The organism is Marinitoga sp. 1138, assembly GCF_013363265.1.
GTDB classification, from domain to species: Bacteria; Thermotogota; Thermotogae; order Petrotogales; family Petrotogaceae; genus Marinitoga; species Marinitoga piezophila.
In genome coordinates this window covers 86,257-110,573 of the sequence record NZ_LBFA01000014.1, presented here as the reverse complement: position 1 = coordinate 110,573, position 24,317 = coordinate 86,257, and the positions used below count along the sequence as shown (strand labels likewise).

Here is a 24,317-nt window from a genome sequence, read left to right as displayed (position 1 = left end):
TTACCCCCCACCTGCTGGTGGAAAAATTGAAATAACGCCTTCTTCGATTTTTGTATCTAAACCATTTAAATGTAATATGTTTTTTCCGTTTATTAATATCATTGTTCCTTTTCTAATACCATTTTCATCGATAAGGTATTCTCGCACCTTTTCATCGTTGAAATGTTTTACAAGTATGTCTATTAATTCATTTACAGTTGTATTTTCATTTAAATCTAAAGATAATGAAGCTACCCTGAGATGTAATCTCAGGGTAGCGAAAAATTTTATTTCAACCTTCATAGAATTCCTAACTCCTTGAGTTTTTCTTCTGTAGGAATACCTTCTTTGCTCCATCCTCTTACTTCGTAATATTTTGGAAGCAATTGATCAAGATGAACAACCTGACCTTTGTTTGGACCTTCTTTTACAGGTTCTTCGAGCAATCTCTTTGGAAGTGTATCCTGTGAAGGATCGATTCCTGCTTCTAAATTGAATTTTCTTTCAAGATTCCATATTCTTTCGCCAATTTTTAATATTTCTTCTGTTGATTTATTCCATCCCAATGCAGCGTTTATTAAATCAGCATAATCGTCAGCACCTAATGCGAATGAGGTGAATAAACATAATCCTCCAGCATCTATAACTGCTGTTAAATCCTGGAATGCTTTAACCCATTCTGCTTTTCCTTCAAGTGCTTGTGGGTCTATTTTTTCAGGAGCACCGAGAATTTCAGGAGAAATCATATAACCTCTAACGTGACATCCGCCTCTGTTACTTGTTGCGTATTCAAGACCGTGACCTTGAGCACCCCTTGGATCGTATGCAGGAATTTCCTGTTTTTTAACAACCATGGCAAATTCAGGATGTCCATAACTTTCTGCAAATCTATAAGAACCTTCTGCTAATTTGTCGCCAATTCCTTCTCTTAATCCAATTTGTTTTGTATAGAATACTACAGCTTCTGAACTTCCAAATTTCAATTCAGGACCATTTCCTAATTCTTCTTTCTTTACAATGCCCTTTTCATACATTTCCATTGCACATGCAATTGTTGAACCTGCTGAAATTGTGTCTAAACCATATTTATTACATAGATGGTTTGCTTCAACTATAGCTATTAAATCTGAAACGCCACAATCTGGCCCAAATGCCCAACCAGTTTCATATTCTGGACCTTCTGTTTCAATGCCGTTAGGAAGTGTTACTCTTCTTCCACAGGCTATAGGACAGCCAAAACATGGCATATTTTTAACGAGATATCCTTTTTCAACAAGCGCTTCGCCGGAAACTTCATCTGTAAATTCAAATACTGAATCCTGGAAGTTTCTTGTTGGATATAATCCGTTTTGATTAATAATATTATCGAGAACCTTGGTTCCCAGTTTAGGCAAACCTTCACCGGTAATTCCATTTTCTCTTAATTTTTTGATTTTTTCTTTTACAACTTCCATGAATTTTGCTGGATCTTTTACCTCAGGTCTCTTTGTTCCCCTTACAACGATACCTTTGAAGTTTTTACTCCCCATTACTGCACCAACACCGGTTCTACCTGCAGCTCTATGTTTATCGTTCATAATAGCTGCAAATTTTACCAATTTTTCTCCTGCTGGTCCAATACATGCAACTCTTGCTCTTGGATCTCCAATTTCTTCCATCATTATATCAGTGGTTTCAAATACGTCTTTTCCCCAGAGATGAGAAGCATCTTTAAGTTCTACATGATCATCTTTAATCATAAGGTATACAGGTTTTTCTGCTTTTCCTTCAATAATAATCATGTCATAACCTGCAAATTTCAATTCTGCACCAAAATAACCACCTGAGTTACTTGAAGCTATGGTGCCTGTCAACGGACCTTTTGTTACTACCATATATCTTCCACCTGTTGGTGCGGCAGTTCCTGTTAAAGGACCTGTTGCAAAGAATAATTTGTTTTCAGGTGAGAAGGGATCCACTTGAGGGCCTACTTCGTCGTAGAACATCTTTGTTGCAAGGCCTCTTCCGCCAAGATAGAGCTCATAATCCTCTGGCAGTTTCTCAACCTTTACGCTTTTTTCGGTAAGATTTACTCTTAATACTTTTCCGTTAAATGACACTTTTACCCCCCCTTTAGAATTTTCCTTCCTTTCCAAACACGGGAGGCATAACCGTTTCCAGTTATACCCATTGGCCTTTTTCCATGACGCAGCTTGCGTTTTAGGAGAAAAGGCTCGGAAGGGGTATTTTGTCTATATATGTTCTATATATATTTTACCACATTATTTCTTAATTTTGTCAATTAATTTTTATTTTATTATTTATATACTATACTGAAATTATTTTCAATCTTTACTTTTTCTTAAAAATATTGTATAATTTTATAGATAATGGATTTTTATTATGATTATAATCTTAATATATATAATTAAAAATATTGTTGATTTTTTGTTGGGAGATGGTATAATATATGCGATAAAGATTTTAAATTTAATATAATTTTAAATATTCAGGGAGGAGAAAATATGAAAAAGAGCAGCTTATATGTTAAACTCGGAGTACCTATAGTTCTATTTATTCTGTTATCATTGTTTACTTACTTTTCAACGAGAACGATTACGAAAGCCCAGGCTTATGATGGACTTGTAATTAATCTTGCTGGAAGGCAGAGAATGCTTACACAAAGAATGACCAAAGAAGCATTGGCTTATCATATTTTAAAAGATGAAGCTTTGAATAAGAGTTTGGATAATACTATAAAGGTGTTTGATACAACGCTTAATGCTTTGAAAGACGGAGGAAAAGCCCCATTTGATCTTGCCTGGCAAAAAATGGTTGATGTTCCTGAAGCTCCTCCTACAGTAAAAAAGCAATTGGAAAAGGTAAAGTCAATGTGGGATGAATTTTATAAGCATATTGAAGATTTTAGAACCACACATAGTGAAGAATCAATGAAGTATATTGTAGAACACAATGTTCCACTCTTGGTTGAAATGAATACTGCAGTTACATTATTCCAGAAGGAATCTGAAAAAAAGGTTCTTTTAATGAGAAGGATTCAATTTGTTGTTTTTGCTATTAATTTGTTGGTAGGCCTTTTTGCATTTTATATGCTTAGAAAATCATTGTCACCATTAAAAGACCTTGAAAAGATTGCAGAAGGTGATTTAACAGTATCTGCTAAGATTCATTCAGATGATGAAATAGGGGTTATTGCCAAAAAGATGTATGCTCTTGTTGGTGAAAAATTAAGACCAACATTTGAATTTATAAAGAAATCAATGGAAGGAATTAAGATATCAGCGGATAATGTTTCTTCAAGTGCTCAGGAATCAAATGCAATTATTGAAGAATTCAAAGCTTCATTTGATATGATGGCAGAAGAAGCTGAGATAATGAGAAGAGAAACAGATAATACCAATGATGCAATTGCTGAAATTTCACGTTCTACAGATGAAGTTGCAAATGCAGCAATTGAACTGGCTGATGTTGCAGGTGTTCTTGAAACAGCTACAAATACAAGTAAAGAGGTAATGAAATCACTTGAAGAAGCTGTAAATGCTGCAACAGAAGAAACAATGAAAACAATAAATGAAATTAAAGAACTTGAAAATTACGCAAGTAATATAACAGAAGTTATTGAACAGGTTTCTAATATTGCAGAACAGACAAACTTATTGGCATTAAATGCGGCAATTGAAGCTGCAAGAGCAGGAGAAGCAGGAAAAGGTTTTGCTGTTGTTGCTGATGAAATTAGAAAGCTTGCAGAAGAAACAAGAAAAGCTACAGATGAAATTGCTGGTATATTGGGGTCAATTAAGGCTAATGTTGACAAATCTACAAAACAAATATATACGGTAAAAGAAACAGTTGAAAAGGTTACTGAAAATTCAAAGGTATTAACTGGAGAATTGGATAATATTTTAAGTCAAACTGCTATAGTTTCTGAACGTTCACAATCATTGGCAGCATCAGCAGAAGAACAGAATGCTTCTTCACAGACAATTGCAGAATCTTTCTCAAATGTAAATGATTCATTGAACAGATACTTTGAAAATGTTCAGAATATGAAGGAATCAAGCAATGAAATTCAGAATATGGCAGATAATCTTGCAGAAATCGCAGAGGATTTACAGATGAGTGTAGACCTTTTAAATAATGCACTTGCTGAATTTAAATTTTAAATAATTATAATTAAAAAGGCTGTTCATTTGAACAGCCTTTTTTGATTATTCATTATAATAACTTTGATTTTCTAATAATTGTTCTTTAGGAACGTCTTTATATACTTTAGCAGGACTTCCAAGAACAATTTTTTTAGAAGGAACATCTTTTGTAACTACTGAACCTGCTGCTACAAGGGCATCTTCACCAATTGTAATTCCTGGTAATATTGTTGAGTTTGCACCGATTCTTGCACCTTTTTTCAATGTAGCTCCTTTAAAGTATTTTTTTCTTTCTTCGGTTCTACCGAGGAAGTTGTCGTTTGTAAAGGTTACTTCTGGAGCCACAAAACAATAATCTTCTATAGTTGATAATGCTGTTATATAAGCGTTTGTCTCTATTTTTACTCGTTTTCCTATTTTTGTTTGGTTTTCGACTGCAACGCCCCTTCCTATAATGGTATATTCACCGATTTCAACATCTTCTCTAATACTTGCAAGATCACCTACAAAAACAAAATTGGATAATTTTGCCCCTCTGTATATCACACAATTTGCACCAATAGTTACATATTCTCCAAGTTCAAGTGGAGGTAGTTCTTTTTCTACGGTTACAGCTGACGCAGAGGCTTTAAAGGGCTTTTTTCCAAGAACTGTATTGTCTGCTATTACACATCCTTTTTTTATTATTGTGTCCTTTTTTATAACTACGTTATTACCTATTATAGCTCCTTCTTCTATGACGACATTTTCTTCAATTTCTATATTATGACCGAGTTTTACAGTATCGTGTATCTTTGCATATTCTGATATCATTTTTTCACCTCGCGATTTTTTTTATTCACTGAGTGAATTATAGCATGGTATTTGTTGCAGTGTCAAGTGGATATAGAGAAATATATTTTTCTAATTTCAAAAAAAATTAATATATTAATATCCTTTTTAATGTATAATATTTAATTGACTTATATTTATCGGAGGGATTGAAATGAGGATATGCCTTGTAGGATACGGTGTTAGCAATAAAGCGTTGCTTGAAAATATATTATTAAAAGAGAACTATGAAGTTTTTGTTAGTAATAATAAGCCTTTGAAAAAAGAAGATAAGTATTTATTAGATTTACATAATATACAGTATGAAGAAGAGCATGGGAAGTTACTAAGAAATTGCGATCTTGCTATTTTAAGCCCTGGTGTAAAACCCGATAGCGAAGTTGTGAACGTTTTAAGAACCTCAAATATTAAAATATCTACTGAAATAGAGTTTGCATGGAATTACATAAAGAAACATAATCCTGAGGCTGTTTTTGTGGGAATTACAGGAACAAATGGAAAGTCAACAACAACTCAGTTAACCGGTCATATTCTTAGCAGTACATATAATACATTTGTTTGTGGGAATATAGGGACACCATTAAGTTCAGCACCGCTGGATAAAGAAATTTATGTTGTAGAGGTTTCAAGCTTTCAGCTTTTCTGGGGTTCAACCTTTACTCCAGAGATATCTGTTTTGCTAAATCTTATGCCTGATCATTTAAACTGGCATTCTTCTTTGGAAGAGTACTATAATACAAAAATCAATATGGTAAAGCGAACGGTTATGGGTAATGGAATGGCATTTGTAAATGCCAATTTAAGAGGTTATTTTGATAATTTACAAAGAATTGTTCTATTTGGGGAAAATGGTAATATTGTATGGAAAAATAACATGATAGAAGCAGGGAATATTGTAATTAATATAAACAATTTAAGTTTGCAATTTGAGCTATATCAGGAAGATGTTATGGCTGCTGTTGGAGTTGCGTTGAACCTGGATATTTCAAAGAATGTTATAGAAGAGTTTATTTCAACTTTTAAGACACTTGAACATAGACTGGAATTTATAGAAGAGTATAACGGAATTAGATTTTTTAATGATTCAAAAGCGACAAATGCACATGCAGCATATTCTGCATATAAGTCATTTAGAAATAAAGGTTATATTGCTATGCTTTCTGGTATTCCAAAAAATGAGGATATGACTATGTTATTAGAAGAATTACAACAGTATGCAAAGAAAACAATAGTTTTTGGAAAGATGGTTGATGAGATTAAAAAGTATGAATTTTTTAATAATTATATTATTACAGATACTTTTGAAAAGGCTTTTGAACTTGCTCTGGAATGGTCAGAAAGAGGTGATAGCATAATTTTATCCCCTGCAGGGGCAAGTTTTGACCTTTTTGAGAATTATAAGGAACGTGGGAGAGTTTTCAAAGAGGCTGTAAAGAGTTTAAAATGGAGATGATAATGTGAAAATAAATGTATTAAAAAGCAGGGCTTTGTTGTTTATATTATATATTGGAATGGCATTAATATTGGGAACGTTTTTTGTATATAGTTCTTTAAATGCAATGGAATACACTTTTTCATCTGCACAGATAGATAGAATGTTTCAAAAACATGTTATGACAATAGGTATTTCTGCTGTGTTAGGAATATTTGCATTTCTGTTTTCCAGTTTTGTTACCAGAGGAAAACATCTAATGAATGCGTTGTTTTTGTTTTTTGTTGCATTACTGGTTCTTGCATTAACTCAAACTCCAATTAATGGAACTCGAAGATGGATAACTATTGCAGGTTTTCAGCTTCAACCGTCAGAATTTATGAAATTATATTTGCCTTTATATCTTTCATGGTATTTTTATAAGATAAAAGAGAAGAAGAATACATTTTTATATGGAATTGTTATTCCAATGGCTATAACCATATTAACTGTGGGTTTAATTTTTCTTGAACCTGATTTAAGTACGTCATTATTGATATTCTTTCTTGCTTTATTAACTATTTATATAAATGGAGTTAGAAATATACATTTTTATTTAACTATATTTTTGCTTTTGGTTATAGGGGTTTTGATTTTTTTAAATACTGATATTTTACATGGATATCAGCAGGAGCGTATAGAAAAGTTTAAGAATAAAGAGGAAAATTATCAGTTACAACAATCTCTTGATGCAATTAGCAATGGTGGTTTTTTTGGTTCAGGAACATTTATTGGAGAGGAAAAATATACCGTGCCATATTCTTATAGTGATTTTATTATTGCTGTTATTGGCGAAGAGTGGGGAAAATTTGGAATTATTATGATAATAACCCTTTATTTCTTAATTTCAAGGGAATTGATTTTAATGTCATATCATATAAAGAATCAGGCTGCAAAGAGTTTTATGGTTGTTTTTGCATTCTGGATATTTATTCAGAGTTTTGTAAATGTTGGTGTTTCAGTTGGTTTGTTGCCAACTACTGGAATAACCTTGCCGCTTATGAGCTATGGTAATTCTTCATTGTTGATTACTATTGTTTCCATTGGATATATTATGGGAATGGTTTTTTATGAAATTATTAGAAATAATCCTGAAAAACAGAATGAAACACAAACTAATCTTGAAAAGGTGGAAAAAATAGATGAAGTATAGAGTTGTCTTCTCTGGTGGCGGTACTGGTGGTCATTATTATCCGGCATTATCTTTAATAAATGAATTCAAAAAGATTGTTGATTTAGATTTAACATATTTTACTATATATAATAGACTTGATTATTATAAAGTTCCAGAAGATTTGCCAGAGGCTAATATGATACCTTTAAAGGTTTATGGGTTAAAAAGGCCTTTATATTCCTTAAAAAATATTTATGTATTAAGCAATACTTTTATTAATTATCTTAAAGTTAAAAGATATTTGAAGAGAATAAGACCACATTTTGTTGTTTTAACTGGAGGGTATGTTACAGTTCCAGTTGGGATGGCAGCTAAAGATTTGAATATTCCCATTTTTTTACTTGAACAGAATAGTATAATGGGGATTGCTAATAAAGTTTTAAGTAAGTATGCGTCAAAGATATTTTTATCTTATGAAAAGACTATAGGGAATAAATACCCTGAGAAAAGTATATATAGCGGAAATCCTATTCGAATTCCAGAAAATGTGGATAGAAAAAGACTTTTGGAAAACCTGGGTTTTAATCCGGAAGAAAAGTTTGGAGTTGTTTTTGGTGGAAGTTTGGGGTCTGAATTTATTGACAATATGATGATTAAGGTTTATAATGAAATAAAGGATATAAATTTCCTACATGTTTCAAAAAATATTAAAGAAAAATTTTCAAATGTGAGAATTTTTGAATATGTAGATAAATTGCATGAATACTTAGCTATAAGTGATTTTGTCATATGTAGAGGAGGAGCAACTTCATTATCAGAGATTGATTTTTTTGAATTATCTGCTATAATTATACCCTGGGGACAGTCTGCAGAGAATCAGCAATATTTAAATGCGAAAAACCTTGAAAATCTCAAAAATGATATCCATGTTTTTAAAGAGGATGAGGTTGAACTTGATAAAATAAAAAATATAATACGTTTATTTAAAAAAAGAAATGATTATACAATAAATAAGGAAAACCCCGGTTCAATTATAGCTAAAAAAATTTTGAATGAAATTCAATAGGAGGAACCTGAAATGAAATACTTCTTTTCTGGAATTGGCGGTATAGGGATGAGTTCATTAGCTCTTTATACAAAATATAAGGGTTATGATGTAGCTGGTTCCAATAATGCAAATAGCGAAAGGACACAATATTTAAAGAATAAAGATATAGATATTTCTATAGGACATTCTGAAGAAAATGTAAAAGATGCAGATTTAGTAATAAAAAGCACCGCTATAAAATCTGATAACCCTGAAATTTTATATGCGCAAAAAAATAATATAACTATTCTAAATAGAATGGAATATTTGAATTATATATTAAAAACCAATTATAGTATTGGTATTACTGGAACTGATGGAAAGACAACAACTACGGCGATGATTTCCCATATTTTAAAGGAATCTGGATGTAATCCTACGGTATTTCTTGGTGGAATACATGATAATCTTGAAGATGGAAATTTTAGAATGGGAACAGGTCCTATTATCAGTGAAGTTGACGAAAGCGATGGTTTTATAAGAAATACCATTACAGATGTTTCTATAATTACCAATCTCAGACCTGATCATCTTGAACATTATAATAATTCATTTGAAAATCTTATTGATTCTATATATACCCACGCTTCACATGCAAAGGACTTTGTATTATTAAATGGCGATGATTCCATTTTGAATGTTTTTAATGATAATTTAGTGGTATCTTTTGGTTCAGACGATAAATCTGATTATTATTTCTTTAATAGACAGCCACATGGGTATTATCAAACATTTGAGGTTAATTATAAAAATAAATATGTTGGAATGATAAAAATAAATCTTCCAGGAATACATTATGCATATGATGCAATAGCTGCAGTTGCATATGCCTTAGAACATGGAATTTCATTTGAAAAGATTCAAAAGGCGCTTGAAACATTTAATTCAGTAAATAGAAGGTTTAATGTATTATTTAAAAATAGCCATATATTTGTAGTTGATGATTATGCACATACACCAGAAGAGGTTGAATATACTATAAAAGCGGCAAAGGAATATTTTCCAGATTTTCCAATAATAGCTATTTTTCAGCCCCATAGATATACAAGATTATTCAGGAATTATAAGAAATTCAGTCAGGTTCTTGAAAATGCGGATAAAGTTTTTGTATATAGGATTTATTCAGCTTTTGAAGATCCTATTGATGGTGTAGATGAAAGGAAAATGGCGAAGTTAATAACTGACTCTGAATTTGTAGATTCTGAAAATGAAATGATTGATAGAATATTAGATATTGAAAACGGTGTATTTTTATTCCTGGGTGCAGGGGATATTACCAACGTTGCAAAAAAGATAAGCAAAATATTTGAAAAGAAATATGAAAACGCAGTGTCATAAATAAAAAGAGGATTCCAATTCAGGAATCCTCTTTTTATGTTATATAGCATTTTCTTCAAAGAAAAACTGTGTAATTCTTTTTATTGTTTCAAGAATTTCTGTTTCTTCCTTTTCAAAAGGTGTGTCTCTTGAAATTACATAAATATATTTTAATTCTCCATGTTTTAAATATGGTAAAAGGCATTTTATGTTGAATACATCATAATATAGTTTTTGTTCTTCGGTGAAATTAAAGGTATAGTATCCGTCACCTTTTTCGAGATTCATACCTTCAAAGAGTTCTAATTCATCAGGAACAGTTAATTTTCCAACTTTTTTTATTAATTGTTTTTCTGGACTATATACAGCAACTGTAGAGAAGAACATTTCAGAAAGACTTCCAAGTATAGCTTCAACAAAATCCTCTTCCTTTATTTGTTTTGAAAGGTATTTAATTAGATTTTCAAGCCCTGCCAGCTGATAGGATAATCTATCAATAATTGTTTCAAGTCTATACTTTTCGTATAGTTCAGCTTCTTTTTCAAATAGCATCATAAGAATTCTTAATATAGCCTTATCTTCAAATTGTCCGTCAAATAGTACATATGTGTTAAATGGGAATTTATGCATGTTTACATCTTCTAATTTTATCAATAGTTCTTCTAATGAATCATATGCTAGCTTTTCTGGTGCAAAACCTTTTGCGTCAAGAATTATCCATTTGTCTCTTTCTGCTCTTACAATAACAACCTTTTCGCTTTTTGATTCATCCTTTAATAAATCGCCAAGAAGATTATAGAATGATGGTGTTCCTAAATAAATTGCTAATTGATAAATTAAATTTTTGTTGTATTCCATATAATTTCCCCCTTAATTCCTATATATTAATACCTTCAAAGTTGTCATAAAGTATCTTTATGTAACCGCCGATTTTATCAACTTCTTCAAGTATCTCTTTGGTATTAAATAAGAAGTTTTGTATAGATGCGCTGATTTCCTGTGCTGTGGCTGCACTTTCTTCTGAAATAGCCAATAAACTTTCTATATTTTGAGTGGTATTTTCCAGTTTTTCTTCTTCCTGTTTTAAACGTGTAATGAGAACGGAAATTTCTTCGGCAATTTGAGATATCTCTTCACTTGCTGCTTTATTTTCATCAGAATTTTTCTTTAACTGTTCTGATTGTGATTTCATTTCTTCAAACTCACTTGTGAGTTTTGTCGTTAAATCGTTAATACCATTTGAAACTGAACCGAGGAATTCGGATATGTTATTTGCGGATTTTTTAGATTCTTCTGCAAGTTTTCTAATTTCATCTGCAACAACTGCAAAGCCTTTTCCAGCTTCTCCTGCCCTTGCAGCCTCTATAGCAGCGTTTAACGCCAGTAAGTTTGTTTGTTCTGCAATATTCATAACTGTTGCTGCAATTTCTTTGATTTGTTCTGCTTCATTTTGAAGTGTATCGCCTAAATCAACAAGCTCTTTAAATCTTTTGCTCATTTCAAAAATACCTATGGAAGATTCTTCAACGTTTTTAGCTGAGTCCATAATAGAATTTACTGCTTCATTTAATGAACCAACCATATCGCTTTCTTTTACAACTATTTCTGATAATGTGTCAACGTTTGAATTAATAGCTTCTGAAACATATTCTGTATCAGAACTAATTTGGACGGATGTATCTGCTACCTGTTGTGCAAGGTCACGCATGGTATCTATTAAATCTTTTAGATTTTGTGCTGAGTTAGTAACGTTATCTACAGAGCCTTCGATTTCCTGCACATCACCGGTAACACCAAGTAAAATTTTTCTGAGTTCGTCGGTTAATTCATAAAATTCATCGGTAATTTCTGATATTTCTTTTGCACCTTTTACAACAACAGGATAATCGAAATTCCTTTTTTTGTAATTTTCAAATATGTCTTTTATAATCTTTCTTCCTTTTTTATAATCAAAGACCCCTATATAGGAAAGTGCTCCTAAAATAACTGCTGTTACAATACCGGCTATAATATCGTTGCTTATAAACTTAAAAGAAAGATAAGAAACAATAAATGCAAATAATGGTATTAGTATTACAAATAAATTTTCAAATGTTTTTATTAATCCTAAAGAGATAGTGTTGAAAATAGACATTTTTTCAATTCGAACATAAGGTTTTTCACCTGTGATTTTCACCTTTAAAACATTCATACCATCTTCCTGTTTTTCTTCGATTTTTTCAACTTCAACTCGTTCGTTGAAATATTCTGAGACGCCATCGATTAAACCAAGAAAATATGGTTGAAAGTTTCTTCTGGATTTATATGTAAGATATGCACTATTTTCTTTTATTGGTTCAAATATAATTCTTGGTGGGACAAGACCTTTAAGCCTTCGTGTAAGTAATAAATGAACTGTGTCCATGGCTGCTAAAAAAGATAAAGCATTTGGTTTTTTAAAGAATAAAGGATACCATTTTGAGAATGTTTGTATATTGGCCTTTCCGGTTCTTTTCATCATTTCAAATCGACTAATGCCGGCAGAGTCTGCAATTTCCCTGATGATTTTTTCCAGTAAGTTTTCATCAAAATCTTCAAGCGGGGATCCTTTTTCATTGATATTAACATTATTTCTTTCGAGAATTTTTTTTACAGTATCTTCTCCAAAAAGCTTTTCCCATGTTTCAATCCATGTGAAAACCAACAATCTTTTCATGACTTTTCCTCCATTCATATTTATCTTTTTAAATTCACTTTCTCTTAATAATTATATCACATTTTTTGCTTTTTATGATATAATTTATATGCTAAAATTTTATTATAGTTCGGGGCGTAGCGCAGATGGTAGCGTGTCAAATTCGGGATTTGAAGGTCGCCGGTTCGACTCCGGTCGCCCCGACCAGATTAAATATAAAAGGTGAAGCCTTAAGGCCTCACCTTTTATATTTTGTTATATTTCTTAAGAATTCCCATCTTTTTTTCTTGTCTTCTTCTCCTTCAACTCCCAGAGGAGGCTGACCGTCTACAACACCTATTACTCCTCTTCCTGAATTTGTTTCAGCAACTAATACCTGTAAAGGGTTAGCTGTTGCTGCAAAGATATTTACTATTTCCTGAACCTGTTTTAATCCAGGAAGTATGTTTATAGGATATCCATCTCTTAATACTATAATGAAAAAGTGTCCAGCGCCAACCTTTTTAGCGTTTTCAATGGCAACATTGATTAATTCTTCATCGTTGCCGTCAAATCTAATTAATCTTGGACCGCTTGCTTCATTAAAAGCAATACCAAATTTCATTCCCGGGTTTGTTGTTACTATTTTTTCATAAATATCTTCAACGGTTTTTATAAAATGAGATTGCCCAACAATAACATTACAATCTTCTGGAAATTTAATATCAACTGCTTCAATATTAATGCTCAAACCTCTTCACCTCCGCTGTTATTTATTTCATCCCATAATTTTTCTATTTCCTTTTCATTTTCGATAAATACTTTTAATACTTCTTTATGAAAGTCAGTTGGATTGGTTCTATTATCACCTTGAGTAATTATCTTCATAACTTCTTTATGTGAAAATGCACGTTTATATGGTCTTTTGGCACGAAGGGCATCATATACATCTACAACCTTTACTATTGCGGCTTCTATAGGAATCTCCTCACATTTTAATCCATATGGATATCCGCTTCCGTCGCAATTTTCATGATGATAAAGAGCTATATTAAGTGCAAATTTAAATTGTTTATCATCATCTAAAAGTTTTTTGGCATAAATGGTGTGTTTTTTCATTTCTTCAAATTCTTCGTCAGTTAATTTTCCTTCTTTATTTAATATTTCATGTGGAACGTATATTTTACCAATATCGTGTAAAGGAGCATACTTTTCAAATAATTCAACGGTTTTATCGTCAAAGCCCATTTTTTTAGCAATAAATGCGGAAATTTTACCAACTCTAAATATATGTTTTCCGGTAACGTCGTCATGCCCTTCTGCGATAGAAGCAAGTTTTTGAGCAAATTTAAAGTAAATTTTTTCGATTTTTTCAATTTCAAATTTTTGCTCTATAAATATTTTTGATAATACAATAAATGCTGTAAATATTTCTCTGCTTTCTGCTGAAAATCTGATCTTTTCTTCTTCAGGGATTTCTACGGAAATCATTAATTTACAACATTCAAGATTGCCTATATATGTCATAGCTTCTTTAAATGGTTTGGTAGCTTCTTTTAATTTTTTAAATTCTTCTTCGTTTAATATTTTTTTGTTATATTCAAACATTTCATTATATCTTATAATATTTACTTTTTCCTCAAAATGCAAATCAATAGAATTTTCGAGATTTAATTCATTTAATTTTTCAATATCATGCCCAACTGCAGCAATATATTTCCATTTATTTCCCTGTAAAATAGAGATGCTTCCATATTTTGCTTCTTTTATTTGAGATATTAATATTTCCAGAGTTGATTCAAAGAACTCTTCAATTGTTAAATCTTTCTTATCCAGTGAAATAATTATATCGATAAATTTAAAGAAGAATCTATTTACATCCTGTGTAACCTTATAAATTCGTTTAAGTTGGTCATTTAATAGATTCATATTTGTAGTTGTTGCTATAATTGTGCTGGAAAGTGTTCTAAAAGAAACGATTATATCATTAATTTCCTGTATATCTGTTTTTGGTAGTCTAAAACCACCAAATTTTTTCTTATTAATATCTTTAACAAATCCCTGCATTGTATTTGAAAGCGATTCTAAAGGTATAACAATATTTTTCTTTAAATGCTTCTGGATAAAATAAGAACCAATTAGTACAAAAGAAAGGAAAACTATAAAATACGCAACAGATTTTATTAAAGCATTTTTAATGATTGCAACGTTATCAAATACATATATTACAAAAAGTCTGTTTTTAATATTTGTATAGTACATTTTTTTTCCATTTGAATTTATTATTTTTGTATCATCTGGAAGTGTTTTAAAATCTATATCGAATTTAAGTTTTTTATCAACGTTATTAAATATTACATCTCCAGTTGTATTTATAATATAAAGATTTTCATCTTTGTATAGATCAAATTTTTGAAGAATTTTCTTCATTTTTTCAGAAGTCATATCAAGAGATATAATGCCTAAAAAATTGTTATTATCATCATAAATAGCTTTTGAGAGAGTTACAACCATTTTTGTTTTTTCAGGATCTTCAAAGGAGGTTGTGAGAGAAAAACCTTCTTTTAAAGCTGTCTGATACCATTTTGTTTTTTTAAAATCAAAATTTTCTGGTATTTCAATCTGTGGAGCCACTGTGAGATTACCTTTGTTATCTACAAAATATATTAATCGTAAATCTGGTGAATTAATTATATACGTTCCATTTAAAATGGTTTTTATATCAGAAGCTCCTTCTTTTATATTTTCGGCAAGATTGTCAATGATGGTCATCTTGCTTTCTAAAACAAGTTCTATTACACTTTTTAAATTGTTTATCTTTGTTTCTATCACTGTTGTTTTGAAGGATATATCTTTGTTATATGTATTAATTGATAAATACAAAGCTATTAATAAAAAAGGTATTAAATAGTATATGGTTACAAGTTTTATAAAGGATCTTTCAAGTGTTTTCATTATATCCACCTCGTAATTTTTCTTTATTTAATTATAACACAAAAAAAGGCTTCCTGTTACAGGAAGCCCAATGTTTCATTCTATTTAGGGGATGAATTACTGTAAAACGCTATTTGATTAATCTTCAAGTTTTTTATAAACAAACCACCAATCGTATCCTTCGTAATTCTTCAATCTTTCTTCAGCTGTTTTTACATCAGCTGCTGGTGGAATAATAACTTTATCGCCTATTAATTCATTTTCTGGCCAATTTGCTGGCATTGCTGCTTTTGATTTATCTGAAATTTGTAAAGCTTTAACTGCTCTAATAATTTCGTCAAGATTTCTTCCTAATTCTGGTGGATAATAAATAATTGCTCTTACAATTCCGTTAGGATCAACAATGAAAACAGCTCTTACTGTGTGACTACCTACAGCATGAATTAATCCTAACTGTTCAGCTACAATTCCTCTGTCGTCTGCAATAACAGGATATTTAATTTCAACACCTAATTTTTCTTTAATCCAGTTAATCCAGCTAATGTGTGAGAATACCTGGTCAATACTTAATCCTATTAATTCTGTGTTTAATTTTTTGAATTCATCATATCTTTTTTGAAAACCTACAAATTCTGTTGTACATACTGGTGTGAAATCTGCAGGGTGACTGAATAATACAAACCATTTGCCTTTAAATGCTTCAGGTAATTTCATTACTCCGTGTGTTGTAACAACTTCTAATTCTGGAAACTTTTCTCCTATTAATGGTATATTTGCCATTTTAAACACCTCCGTGTTAGTTTTTTAATTTTGTAATGATTACATTTTTATTATACATTTATTTTTTAGATTTGTCAATGATTTCAGGTAAAAAAAAGAATACATCTAAGTAACTTAAAAATTACATAGATGTATTCGCGTTTTTGAGTAGCTATTTCCAATTTTTCTTTATTTCAAGAACTAATTTTTGTGCAGTTGGTGTTGCGGCAATTCCGCCATTTCCTGTTTCTCTTAAATCTTCATGCATCATCTTTCCTACCTTATACATTGCATCGACAACTTCATCAAATGGAATAACGCTTTCAATACCTGCTAATGCCATTTCTGCAGCAACAATAGCGACATTTGTAGCAGAGCCATTTCTTTTTACACATGGCACTTCAACAAATCCACCTACTGGATCACAAACAAGTCCCATTAATGATTTTAGAGCTAATGCTGCTGCATTGCCGCACTTTTCTGCATCTTTTGAAAAGTAATAAGTCAAAGCTGCTGATGCCATAGCTGCAGCGGTTCCAATTTCGGCCTGACAGCCACCGGCAGCACCGGAAATAGTGGCTTTTTTAGCGATGATACTGCCAATAGCTCCGGCAACTATAAAAGAGGATAACAGTTCATCCTCTGTGGCATTATAAACCTTTTTTAATGCATATAATGAGGCGGGAACTACACCACATGCACCAGCTGTTGGACAGGCTACAATTCTTCCCATTGCTGCATTATTTTCTGCTGTGGAAATTGCCGTAATAGTTGCGACATAATTAAATTCGCTTAGCATTTTTGGCGTGTGATTTAACAGTTTTGGAGCATTTTCGCCTGTTAATCCCGTTAAACTTTCGTGTTTTTTACCATAATTCTTTTCTGCTTCTGTAATCATCACCTGAACTATTTTTCTCATGTTATTTTTTAAATCAACAGGATCAATTCCAGTTTCAACCATTTCTTCTGTGAGAACAATTTCATCAAAAGGGATATTTGTTTCTTTCCACATTTCAAGTATTTGTTTAAATGTCATTCCTTATCACTTCCAATATAAAAGTATCTTAAAACACAATCGAGATTATTTAGTTTTTCAAGGTTTGAAGGAATTTCATCTAATTCCAGAATGGTTAAAGCCTTTCCTTCTATAATATTTGTTCGTTTTAAGTATAAATTAGCTATATTTACTTCCAGCACGCCCAAAATATTTTCAAGAGCTCCTTTTTTATCTTTATTTACAATGATTAATGTATTATAATCTCCTGTTAATTCACATTCAACGCCATTAATTTTTGTGATTAAAATTGCACCACCACCAATTGAGGCACCCTGGACTTCATTTACCTTTCCTTCTTTTTCCATTCTTATTAAAACGGTATTTGGATGAACATCTCCAAGGTCTGTTTTCACGAAAGAATAATTAAGATTTTCTTTTTTAGCGAGATTATAAGCATCTTTGATTCTGTAATCATATTCTCTTAATCCTAAAATTCCTGCGATTAAAGCTCTGTCTGTACCATGTCCTAAATATGTCTGGGCAAATGACCCGTGAAGATAAAAAATAACCTTATCTGGTTTTTCACCAAATAATTTGTGAGCAAATCTTGCTATTTTTAATGCACCAAGTGTATGTGAGCTGGAAGGGCCAACCATTACAGGTCCAACTACGTCAAGCATTCCCATGCTATCACCTCGATTAATAATATATAATAATTATATCATAAAAAATACCGCCATTTTTAAATGGCGGTATTTTTATTCTAATTTTATTTTAATCTCTATCTCCCATTAAATCTGCGAGCATTAGCATTCTTAATAATTGCAAAATTGCCATTGCTGCTGAAGCAACATATGTCATAGCTGCTGCACCAAGAACCTTTTTTACGTGAACAACTTCAGATGTTGGCATTCCCATCATAGGTAAAATCTTTATTGCTCTTGCACTTGCATTGAACTCTACAGGTAATGTAATTATTGTAAACAATACAGCAAATGAAAATAAAATTATACCAGTTTGAACTAATGCAGGACTTGAAAATAAAAATCCAATTATAAATATAATCCATGATAAGTTAGAACCAATAGAGGCAAATGGAACAGAATAATTTCTTAATACTAAAGGTAAATAATTTTCCTGATGTTGTATTGCGTGACCAACTTCGTGGGCTACAACTCCCAATGCTGCAACAGAACGACTTGAATATGTTGCAGAAGATAATCTTAGAACCTTGTTTCTTGGATCATAATGATCGGTTAAAAATCCAGAAACAGCTTCAACACGAACATCATATAATCCAAGGTTGTTTAACATTCTCGTTGCAAATTCAGCGCCAGTTTCTCCTGTTGAAGATATTACTCTCGAATATTTTGAAAAAGTACTTTGAACAGCCATTTGAGCTATAATAGATAAAATTAGTCCTGGCAATAAAATTATAAAAGTAGGATCAAGCCAAAATGGATAGAACATCTATAAACCACCTCCGTTATTTTTTCCAGATAATTTAGACATAAAAATCGCTAATATGTTCAATATATTATATCATAATATTTCTGTTGATAAAAATAATATTTTAGTATATAATAAAAATGAAAAGAGAGGTGAGAAAATGGAATTAACAGGATTTCAAGTCTGGAGTTATGGTACAATTGCAAGTTTAATTGCGGGAGCGGCAACTTCTCTGGGAGCATTGCCAATATTTTTTATGAAAAAAACGCTAACAGAAAAGCAGCTGGACATGGCTTTGGGGTTTGCTGCTGGTGTTATGCTTGCAGCTACTATGTTTTCCTTGATTGTTCCGGCTATAGAGTTTGGAGGTATTACAATAACAGTAATTGGAATTATTATAGGTGCAATAATTCTTGAATTAATGGATACATATGCTCCACATGAACACTTTTTAAAAGGTCATGAAGGTCCAAATCTTGCTGTGGTAAAAAAGGTATGGTTATTTGTAATTGCTATTACATTACATAATTTTCCGGAAGGAATGGCTGTTGGTGTGAGTTTTGGTGGTGGAACCACAGAGATGATAAAAAATGGTATTGTAGTTGCAACAGCCATTGGAATTCAGAATATTCCCGAAGGAACAGCAACAGCTGTTTCGTTTATAAAAGCAGGCTATACTAAGAAACAGGCATTCTGGTATTCAGCTTTTTCTGGCTTTGTAGAACCAATAGGTGGAATAATTGGAGCAACATTTATTGTTTTAATGAAACCAGCTTTACCGTTCTTTTTGGCATTGGCTGCAGGAGCTATGCTTTATGTTATTAGCGATGAAATTATTCCTGAAACACATGCTCACAATAATGAAAGAGCTGCAACCTTTTCTCTTATATTTGGATTTCTTGTAATGATGATTTTAGATAATGCTTTAGGATAAGAAAAGGAGATAAATATGGTGTATTTATGGACTGCAATAAGGATTATATTATTGGGATATGAGAGAATAGCAGGAAAGCAGATAACAACAGATGATGATGCGCTCATTTCTTCATGGGCGTTTTTCTTTTTTTCATTTTTATCCTTTTTTCCGTTTTTTTATAAATTAACAATAGATTCTATAATTGCTGCGCTGATAAGTGGAAGTATTTATGCAATTTCTTTTTATTTATACGTTTATGCATTGGCTAATGAGGACGCTTCTGTTATAGCGCCACTTTATAATATGAACGTTATTTTTTTAATAATTACAACATTTATATTTTTAGGAGAGCCAATAACTATTCAAAAGATTTTTGGAAGCTTATTTATGCTCTATGGTGTTTCTTATTTAAAAAAGGATGTAAATATGAAGGAATCCTATAAAAATCTGCTAAAGAGTAAAGGCGCTGTTGCCATGTTGATTTCTTCCATGCTTATGGCAATTGGAAGGACTTTTGATGGTTATTTTGCAAAAGGTATAGATTCTATGAGTTATTCTATAAGCATATATTTAATTGTTAGCACGTATTTTTTAATTTTTACATTGATAAAGTTTAAATCAATAAAACCGCATATTTCTATTGTGAAAAGAAAGATATTTCCACTTATAAACGGCGGAATTTCTAATGCATATTCTTATGTGGCATTGTTGAATATGTTTAGATATATTGATGTAAGTATTGCAGAACCTGTTTCTATGTTGTCGGCGTTGGTTACGGCGATAATGGCGAGGTTTGTTTTTGGGGAGAGGATTGCTATTAGAATTGTTGGAACGGTATTTTTGATATTGGGAGCATTTATAATTTACCTTTGAAGTTTCTTTGTGTTGGAAAAAATAAAAGCTCTTTCATGCGACTTGAGTGCTAATCTTCGAAAATTGCTCGTTCTCAGGGGTCGTTGCAGACTCACATCCATGTTCGTCTTTTTTGTTGTTGATTGAGAAAAATAAAAACTCCCTCAAACGACTTGGTTGCTGATCCTCGAAAATCACTCATTCCCGGCTGTCGCTTAGATTCTGCATCCCTGCAGAAGCTGCGCTCAAAAAAACATCCTGTTTTTTTGACAGCCTCCATTCGTGATTTTCTCGGGCAACCTGCGAGTTTTCGTTCGTTTTTATTTTTCTCAATCATAATTGTTTCTCTTCGGGAATTTTCAAGCCTTCTCTCATATTATTATTTCTATTTTTTATATCTAATTTAAAATAAAAAAGAACTTTAATTTTTTTTCAATGATTTATAGTTTCGCTTCGTATCAAAACAGAACGATTTATTATAAAAATCGTTCTATATTAATACGATAAATAAAAATAATATCAAAAATAGTATTAAAATAATACGAATTGTGATATAATAAGTATTGGAAGAGAACGGAGGTGAGGAAATGGAAATAGAAGATGTTATTGAACAGCTTGAATTGAAAAAAGAAAGGCTTTTAAATGCATTGCCTGAAAAAAAGAGGTTGTATTTTCAAAAAATAGAAAAATATGATGATACAAGAGGGATGTTATTATATGGGCCGCGTGGTGTTGGAAAGACAACATATTTGCTTATGAAGGCTGCGGAAAATAATTTTTTTTATCTATCTGGGGATGATCCGAAAGTAGCGGCTATTCCATTGTTTGATCTTGGAGAAAAGGTTTTTCTGCAGGGATATAATGGAATAATAATAGATGAAGTGCATTATTTAAATAAATGGAGTATACATATAAAGGCATTGTATGATTCGTATCCTGATAAGAAAATATGGATAAGCGATAGTAGTTCTATTATTCTTAGAACAGGAATAGCTGACCTTTCGAGGAGATTTGTAAAGGTTAGAATGCCGTTATTATCTTTTAGGGAGTATATACATTTTTTAACAAATAAAGAGATTATGGAGATTGAAAATCCATTTAATATTGAAAAAGACAGATTTATGAATCAAATAAGAGATATGGATATTTTAAAATTGTTTAAGGATTATGCTTCTTCTGGAACACGTCCGTTTTTTCTCGAAAATAATTATGTTGAAAAAATGGAAAATATTCTTGAAAAGACATTATATAGCGATATTCCTTTTTTCTTAAATACTATAAAAGAAAATCATTTAAAATTAATGAAAGCGATAATAGGATATTTAATATATTCTAAAATTCCTACAATAAATGTGGAAAGAATGGGAAAAGAATGGCAATTAAGCAAAAATAAACTGTATGAGTTGTTAAATGTGATGGAAGAGGCCGAATTAATAAATATAGTATTAAAGGAAAAGGATTTTAAAATAAATTCAAAAGGAGAAAAGATATTTCTGGCTGATCCTTCGTATTACTATATATATAATGGCGAAATTGGTAATTTCAGAGAAGCATTTACTGTTTTTGCTTTAAAAGAAAAAGGAAAAATATTTTCATCAAAGAATGAGCAGGACGGAGATTTTGTGTGGAATGGAATAAAAATAGAGGTTGGTGGGAAAAATAAAAAGATTAAAAATTCGGATTTTGTTATTCGTGATGATATAGATTTGCCATTAAAGAATAAGATACCTTTATGGTTATTGGGATTTTTATGGTAATTTTAGAATATTATAATAAAAATATCTTTTGAAAGCGAGGTGAAATTATTAAAAAGATAATATTATTTATTTTTGTAATTATAGGGATAATATCATACTCAAAAACCCTTCTTGTTTTAGGCGGTGGTGGTGCAGCTGGAGCGTATGAAATAGGTGTTTTAAGATATATTGTCGAAAAAAATATTAAAATAGATGGTGTATATGGCGTATCAGCTGGTGCTTTAAATGGAGCAGGATTTGTAATGGGAAGATTAGATGAAATAGAGGAACTATGGACTTCTATGAAAAAAGAGGATATATTTGATTTTGATCCATTTAACCATGCGCCAAATCTTAAACCATTTATTCTGGATCCAACACCGTTATATACATTTTTAAAGGGATATATATCAGAAGAAGAAATTCTCAAATCCCCTATAGACTATGGGATTTTAACCTTTAACCTTGATAAATTTAAGGTTGTTTTTTTAAAAAAAGAGGATATGAAAGAGCATATGGTGGATTATATCTTTGCAAGTGCAAGTTATCCGCTATTTGGAGCAATTGAAATTGATGGTAAAAAATATACAGATGGAGGCGTTTTTTCAAACGTATATCCGGCATTATTAGCAGAAAAATATGGATATGATAGAATGATAGCTGTATTTCCTGTTATTAATAGTCCGGCAGATTTGGTTTTTAAAATAATGCTTGATATGAAAAAATCTGAGAATATGGTTATTATAACACCTTCAGGAAATGTTCCCTCACCTATGAATTTTTCTCCTGAAGATGCAAAAAGATTGATAAAAATGGGATATATGGACGCAAAAAGAAATTTAAAAAATTGGTGAAATGTTTTTGTTTTGATATATTAATTGATTTGTAATTTTTTGAAAATTATGTTATAATGAATATGGGGAGTAAATTAGTAAGTGATAAAAGAATTTTTTCACAACTAAAAACAGGGGGGACTTATATGGGTGAATTAGAAAAGTTACTTGAAAAAAAGAAATTTTTAGAATCAGAAAAAGAAGCTATTAAAAAGTATATGGGGCCTCATGAACATGATGAAAACCTTGATAAAAAATGGGAAGAAATCAACAAAGAATTAGAAGAAATTGAAAAGAAGATTGAAGAGTTAAAAAAGGCATGAGTTGAACTCATGCCTTTATTTTTTTCCTTTATAGAATCTTAACAAAAAATACTTCAAAGGATAAAATAAAATAGTAAAATAGAATGTAGTAAATGTTATAACAGGTGGTGTAAATAATGTTTTCTGAAAATATAGCTATAGGACGTTATGTGGAAAAAGAATCTTTGATGCATAGTCTTGATCCACGTTCAAAATTAATAGGTTTGTTTTTTCTTGCAGGATTTGCTTTTACCATAAATAGTTTTTATGATGTTGCAATAATGTCTTTTTATACCTTTCTTTTGATGTTGCTCTCTCGAATAGGTCTTAAAATGTATGGTAAATCCTTAAAATCAATGTGGATGCTTATTGTTTTTGCTTTTGTTATTCAACTTTTTAATTATGAAGGTAATGTGATTTATCAATTGTGGTTTATAAAAATTACAGATGTTGGTTTATCAAATGCGGCTATTATTACATTTAGATTATTTTTTGCCATAATGCTATCCTCTGTTTTGACCCTTACCACTTCTCCAACATCGCTGGCAAATGCAATGGAAGATGTTTTAATCTGGTTCAGGGTAAAAAAATCATTTGCACATGAATTATCCATGGTTATGACTATAGCAATTAGATTTATTCCGGTAATGGCAAGTGAAGCTGAAAGGATTTTTAAAGCTCAAATGAGCAGAGGTGCAGATTTTGATTCAAGGAAGTTTTCTGGAAGATTAAAAGGTATGGTGGCAATTATAATTCCATTGCTTGTATCTGCACTGAGAAGAGCTGATGAGTTGAGTATAGCTATGGAATCGAGATGTTATAATGGATGGGAAGGAAGAACACGATATAAACAGTTTAACTGGAAGTTTAAAGATACACTTTTTACATTATCATATATAACAGTAGGAATTTTGGTAATTATTTTATAAAAAGGGTTCTCCA

At 31.2% G+C, this 24,317-nt stretch carries 22 protein-coding genes, 1 tRNA gene and 1 riboswitch; of the genes, 12 read left to right on the top strand and 11 right to left on the bottom strand.

Annotated elements, in window-relative coordinates; genetic code table 11:
* Positions 1-282, bottom strand: a complete 282-nt coding sequence (locus XO11_RS05680) for a MoaD family protein (protein WP_014296624.1) — start codon at positions 280-282, stop codon at positions 1-3.
* Positions 279-2,078: an aldehyde ferredoxin oxidoreductase family protein gene (locus tag XO11_RS05675; RefSeq protein WP_014296623.1), complete on the bottom strand. Its 1,800-nt coding sequence runs from the start codon at positions 2,076-2,078 to the stop codon at positions 279-281. Before XO11_RS05675 ends, XO11_RS05680 begins: the two co-directional genes overlap by 4 nt.
* Before the next feature lie 9 nt (positions 2,079-2,087).
* Positions 2,088-2,210, bottom strand: a riboswitch (molybdenum cofactor riboswitch).
* 273 nt (positions 2,211-2,483) lie between these two features.
* Here XO11_RS05675 and XO11_RS05670 point away from each other — a divergent pair.
* The gene (locus XO11_RS05670) at positions 2,484-4,142 is read left to right on the top strand and encodes a methyl-accepting chemotaxis protein (protein ID WP_175418306.1); all 1,659 of its coding nucleotides are present in this window, start codon (positions 2,484-2,486) and stop codon (positions 4,140-4,142) included.
* 45 nt (positions 4,143-4,187) lie between these two features.
* On the opposite strand, the gene XO11_RS05665 is transcribed toward XO11_RS05670, so the two are convergent.
* Positions 4,188-4,937 carry a DapH/DapD/GlmU-related protein gene (locus tag XO11_RS05665; protein WP_175418305.1) on the bottom strand — a complete coding sequence of 250 codons (750 nt, stop codon included), beginning with the start codon at positions 4,935-4,937 and terminating at the stop codon, positions 4,188-4,190.
* A 172-nt stretch (positions 4,938-5,109) separates the two neighbouring features.
* On the opposite strand from XO11_RS05665, the gene murD reads away from it, so the two are divergent.
* From murD to murC, 4 genes are read left to right on the top strand one after another with little or no spacing between them, the layout of a single operon-like run.
* Positions 5,110-6,408, top strand: coding sequence for a UDP-N-acetylmuramoyl-L-alanine--D-glutamate ligase (murD, locus tag XO11_RS05660; RefSeq protein ID WP_175418304.1), 1,299 nt, complete (start codon positions 5,110-5,112; stop codon positions 6,406-6,408).
* 4 nt (positions 6,409-6,412) lie between these two features.
* Positions 6,413-7,579: an FtsW/RodA/SpoVE family cell cycle protein gene (locus XO11_RS05655; protein ID WP_014296619.1), complete on the top strand. Its 1,167-nt coding sequence runs from the start codon at positions 6,413-6,415 to the stop codon at positions 7,577-7,579.
* Entirely contained in the window at positions 7,569-8,606 is a 1,038-nt protein-coding gene (locus XO11_RS05650) for a glycosyltransferase (RefSeq protein WP_014296618.1), read from the top strand. Before XO11_RS05655 ends, XO11_RS05650 begins: the two co-directional genes overlap by 11 nt.
* Before the next feature lie 12 nt (positions 8,607-8,618).
* The gene (murC, locus tag XO11_RS05645) at positions 8,619-9,965 is read left to right on the top strand and encodes a UDP-N-acetylmuramate--L-alanine ligase (protein WP_014296617.1); all 1,347 of its coding nucleotides are present in this window, start codon (positions 8,619-8,621) and stop codon (positions 9,963-9,965) included.
* A gap of 39 nt (positions 9,966-10,004) precedes the next feature.
* Here murC and XO11_RS05640 read toward each other — a convergent pair whose 3' ends face one another.
* Both XO11_RS05640 and XO11_RS05635 read right to left on the bottom strand, forming a co-directional pair.
* Entirely contained in the window at positions 10,005-10,802 is a 798-nt protein-coding gene (locus XO11_RS05640; protein WP_014296616.1) for a hypothetical protein, read from the bottom strand.
* A 19-nt stretch (positions 10,803-10,821) separates the two neighbouring features.
* A complete protein-coding gene (locus XO11_RS05635) occupies positions 10,822-12,639 on the bottom strand; it encodes a heme NO-binding domain-containing protein (protein WP_014296615.1) in 1,818 nt (605 codons plus the stop codon).
* Positions 12,640-12,749: 110 nt separating this feature from the next.
* Here XO11_RS05635 and XO11_RS05630 point away from each other — a divergent pair.
* Positions 12,750-12,825, top strand: a tRNA-Pro gene (locus XO11_RS05630).
* Positions 12,826-12,856: 31 nt separating this feature from the next.
* Here XO11_RS05630 and XO11_RS05625 read toward each other — a convergent pair.
* The 6 genes from XO11_RS05625 to XO11_RS05600 form a co-directional block, all read right to left on the bottom strand.
* Positions 12,857-13,348 (bottom strand): adenosine-specific kinase, encoded by a 492-nt coding sequence (locus XO11_RS05625; protein ID WP_014296614.1) that lies wholly within the window; start codon positions 13,346-13,348, stop codon positions 12,857-12,859.
* On the bottom strand, positions 13,345-15,552 hold the full coding sequence (locus XO11_RS05620; RefSeq protein ID WP_175418303.1) for an HD domain-containing phosphohydrolase: 2,208 nt from the start codon (positions 15,550-15,552) through the stop codon (positions 13,345-13,347). Before XO11_RS05620 ends, XO11_RS05625 begins: the two co-directional genes overlap by 4 nt.
* Before the next feature lie 117 nt (positions 15,553-15,669).
* Positions 15,670-16,311 carry a peroxiredoxin gene (locus tag XO11_RS05615; RefSeq protein WP_014296612.1) on the bottom strand — a complete coding sequence of 214 codons (642 nt, stop codon included), beginning with the start codon at positions 16,309-16,311 and terminating at the stop codon, positions 15,670-15,672.
* A 151-nt stretch (positions 16,312-16,462) separates the two neighbouring features.
* On the bottom strand, positions 16,463-17,326 hold the full coding sequence (sdaAA, locus tag XO11_RS05610; RefSeq protein ID WP_014296611.1) for an L-serine ammonia-lyase, iron-sulfur-dependent, subunit alpha: 864 nt from the start codon (positions 17,324-17,326) through the stop codon (positions 16,463-16,465).
* The gene (gene sdaAB / locus XO11_RS05605) at positions 17,323-17,973 is read right to left on the bottom strand and encodes an L-serine ammonia-lyase, iron-sulfur-dependent subunit beta (protein ID WP_014296610.1); all 651 of its coding nucleotides are present in this window, start codon (positions 17,971-17,973) and stop codon (positions 17,323-17,325) included. Before sdaAB ends, sdaAA begins: the two co-directional genes overlap by 4 nt.
* Positions 17,974-18,061: 88 nt before the next feature.
* Complete coding sequence (locus XO11_RS05600) at positions 18,062-18,757, bottom strand: zinc metallopeptidase (RefSeq protein ID WP_175418302.1); 696 nt, start codon at positions 18,755-18,757, stop codon at positions 18,062-18,064.
* Between the two features lie 55 nt (positions 18,758-18,812).
* Here XO11_RS05600 and XO11_RS05595 point away from each other — a divergent pair, with 55 nt between their 5' ends.
* The 6 genes from XO11_RS05595 (at position 18,813) to XO11_RS05570 (ending at position 24,304) form a co-directional block, all read left to right on the top strand.
* Complete coding sequence (locus tag XO11_RS05595) at positions 18,813-19,670, top strand: ZIP family metal transporter (protein ID WP_254873308.1); 858 nt, start codon at positions 18,813-18,815, stop codon at positions 19,668-19,670.
* Positions 19,671-19,685: 15 nt separating this feature from the next.
* Positions 19,686-20,525: an EamA family transporter gene (locus XO11_RS05590; RefSeq protein ID WP_014296607.1), complete on the top strand. Its 840-nt coding sequence runs from the start codon at positions 19,686-19,688 to the stop codon at positions 20,523-20,525.
* Between the two features lie 566 nt (positions 20,526-21,091).
* Positions 21,092-22,261, top strand: coding sequence for an ATP-binding protein (locus XO11_RS05585; RefSeq protein ID WP_175418301.1), 1,170 nt, complete (start codon positions 21,092-21,094; stop codon positions 22,259-22,261).
* 44 nt (positions 22,262-22,305) lie between these two features.
* Positions 22,306-23,094, top strand: a complete 789-nt coding sequence (locus XO11_RS05580) for a patatin-like phospholipase family protein (RefSeq protein ID WP_083635662.1) — start codon at positions 22,306-22,308, stop codon at positions 23,092-23,094.
* A gap of 125 nt (positions 23,095-23,219) precedes the next feature.
* Complete coding sequence (locus XO11_RS05575; protein ID WP_175418300.1) at positions 23,220-23,396, top strand: hypothetical protein; 177 nt, start codon at positions 23,220-23,222, stop codon at positions 23,394-23,396.
* A 116-nt stretch (positions 23,397-23,512) separates the two neighbouring features.
* Entirely contained in the window at positions 23,513-24,304 is a 792-nt protein-coding gene (locus XO11_RS05570; protein ID WP_014296603.1) for an energy-coupling factor transporter transmembrane protein EcfT, read from the top strand.
* Positions 24,305-24,317 lie beyond the last annotated feature (13 nt).

Coding starts and splice junctions, on each gene's coding strand:
- sdaAA (WP_014296611.1), bottom strand. CDS start 17,326: ATGACATTTAAACAAATACTTGAAATGTGGAAAGAAACAAATATCCCT.
- XO11_RS05595 (WP_254873308.1), top strand. CDS start 18,813: ATGTTCAATATATTATATCATAATATTTCTGTTGATAAAAATAATATT.
- XO11_RS05570 (WP_014296603.1), top strand. CDS start 23,513: ATGTTTTCTGAAAATATAGCTATAGGACGTTATGTGGAAAAAGAATCT.
- murD (WP_175418304.1), top strand. CDS start 5,110: ATGAGGATATGCCTTGTAGGATACGGTGTTAGCAATAAAGCGTTGCTT.
- XO11_RS05665 (WP_175418305.1), bottom strand. CDS start 4,937: ATGATATCAGAATATGCAAAGATACACGATACTGTAAAACTCGGTCAT.
- XO11_RS05615 (WP_014296612.1), bottom strand. CDS start 16,311: ATGGCAAATATACCATTAATAGGAGAAAAGTTTCCAGAATTAGAAGTT.
- XO11_RS05650 (WP_014296618.1), top strand. CDS start 7,569: ATGAAGTATAGAGTTGTCTTCTCTGGTGGCGGTACTGGTGGTCATTAT.
- XO11_RS05590 (WP_014296607.1), top strand. CDS start 19,686: ATGGTGTATTTATGGACTGCAATAAGGATTATATTATTGGGATATGAG.
- XO11_RS05680 (WP_014296624.1), bottom strand. CDS start 282: ATGAAGGTTGAAATAAAATTTTTCGCTACCCTGAGATTACATCTCAGG.
- XO11_RS05600 (WP_175418302.1), bottom strand. CDS start 18,757: ATGTTCTATCCATTTTGGCTTGATCCTACTTTTATAATTTTATTGCCA.
- XO11_RS05620 (WP_175418303.1), bottom strand. CDS start 15,552: ATGAAAACACTTGAAAGATCCTTTATAAAACTTGTAACCATATACTAT.
- sdaAB (WP_014296610.1), bottom strand. CDS start 17,973: ATGGGAATGCTTGACGTAGTTGGACCTGTAATGGTTGGCCCTTCCAGC.
- XO11_RS05575 (WP_175418300.1), top strand. CDS start 23,220: ATGGGTGAATTAGAAAAGTTACTTGAAAAAAAGAAATTTTTAGAATCA.
- XO11_RS05635 (WP_014296615.1), bottom strand. CDS start 12,639: ATGAAAAGATTGTTGGTTTTCACATGGATTGAAACATGGGAAAAGCTT.
- XO11_RS05585 (WP_175418301.1), top strand. CDS start 21,092: ATGGAAATAGAAGATGTTATTGAACAGCTTGAATTGAAAAAAGAAAGG.
- XO11_RS05640 (WP_014296616.1), bottom strand. CDS start 10,802: ATGGAATACAACAAAAATTTAATTTATCAATTAGCAATTTATTTAGGA.
- XO11_RS05670 (WP_175418306.1), top strand. CDS start 2,484: ATGAAAAAGAGCAGCTTATATGTTAAACTCGGAGTACCTATAGTTCTA.
- murC (WP_014296617.1), top strand. CDS start 8,619: ATGAAATACTTCTTTTCTGGAATTGGCGGTATAGGGATGAGTTCATTA.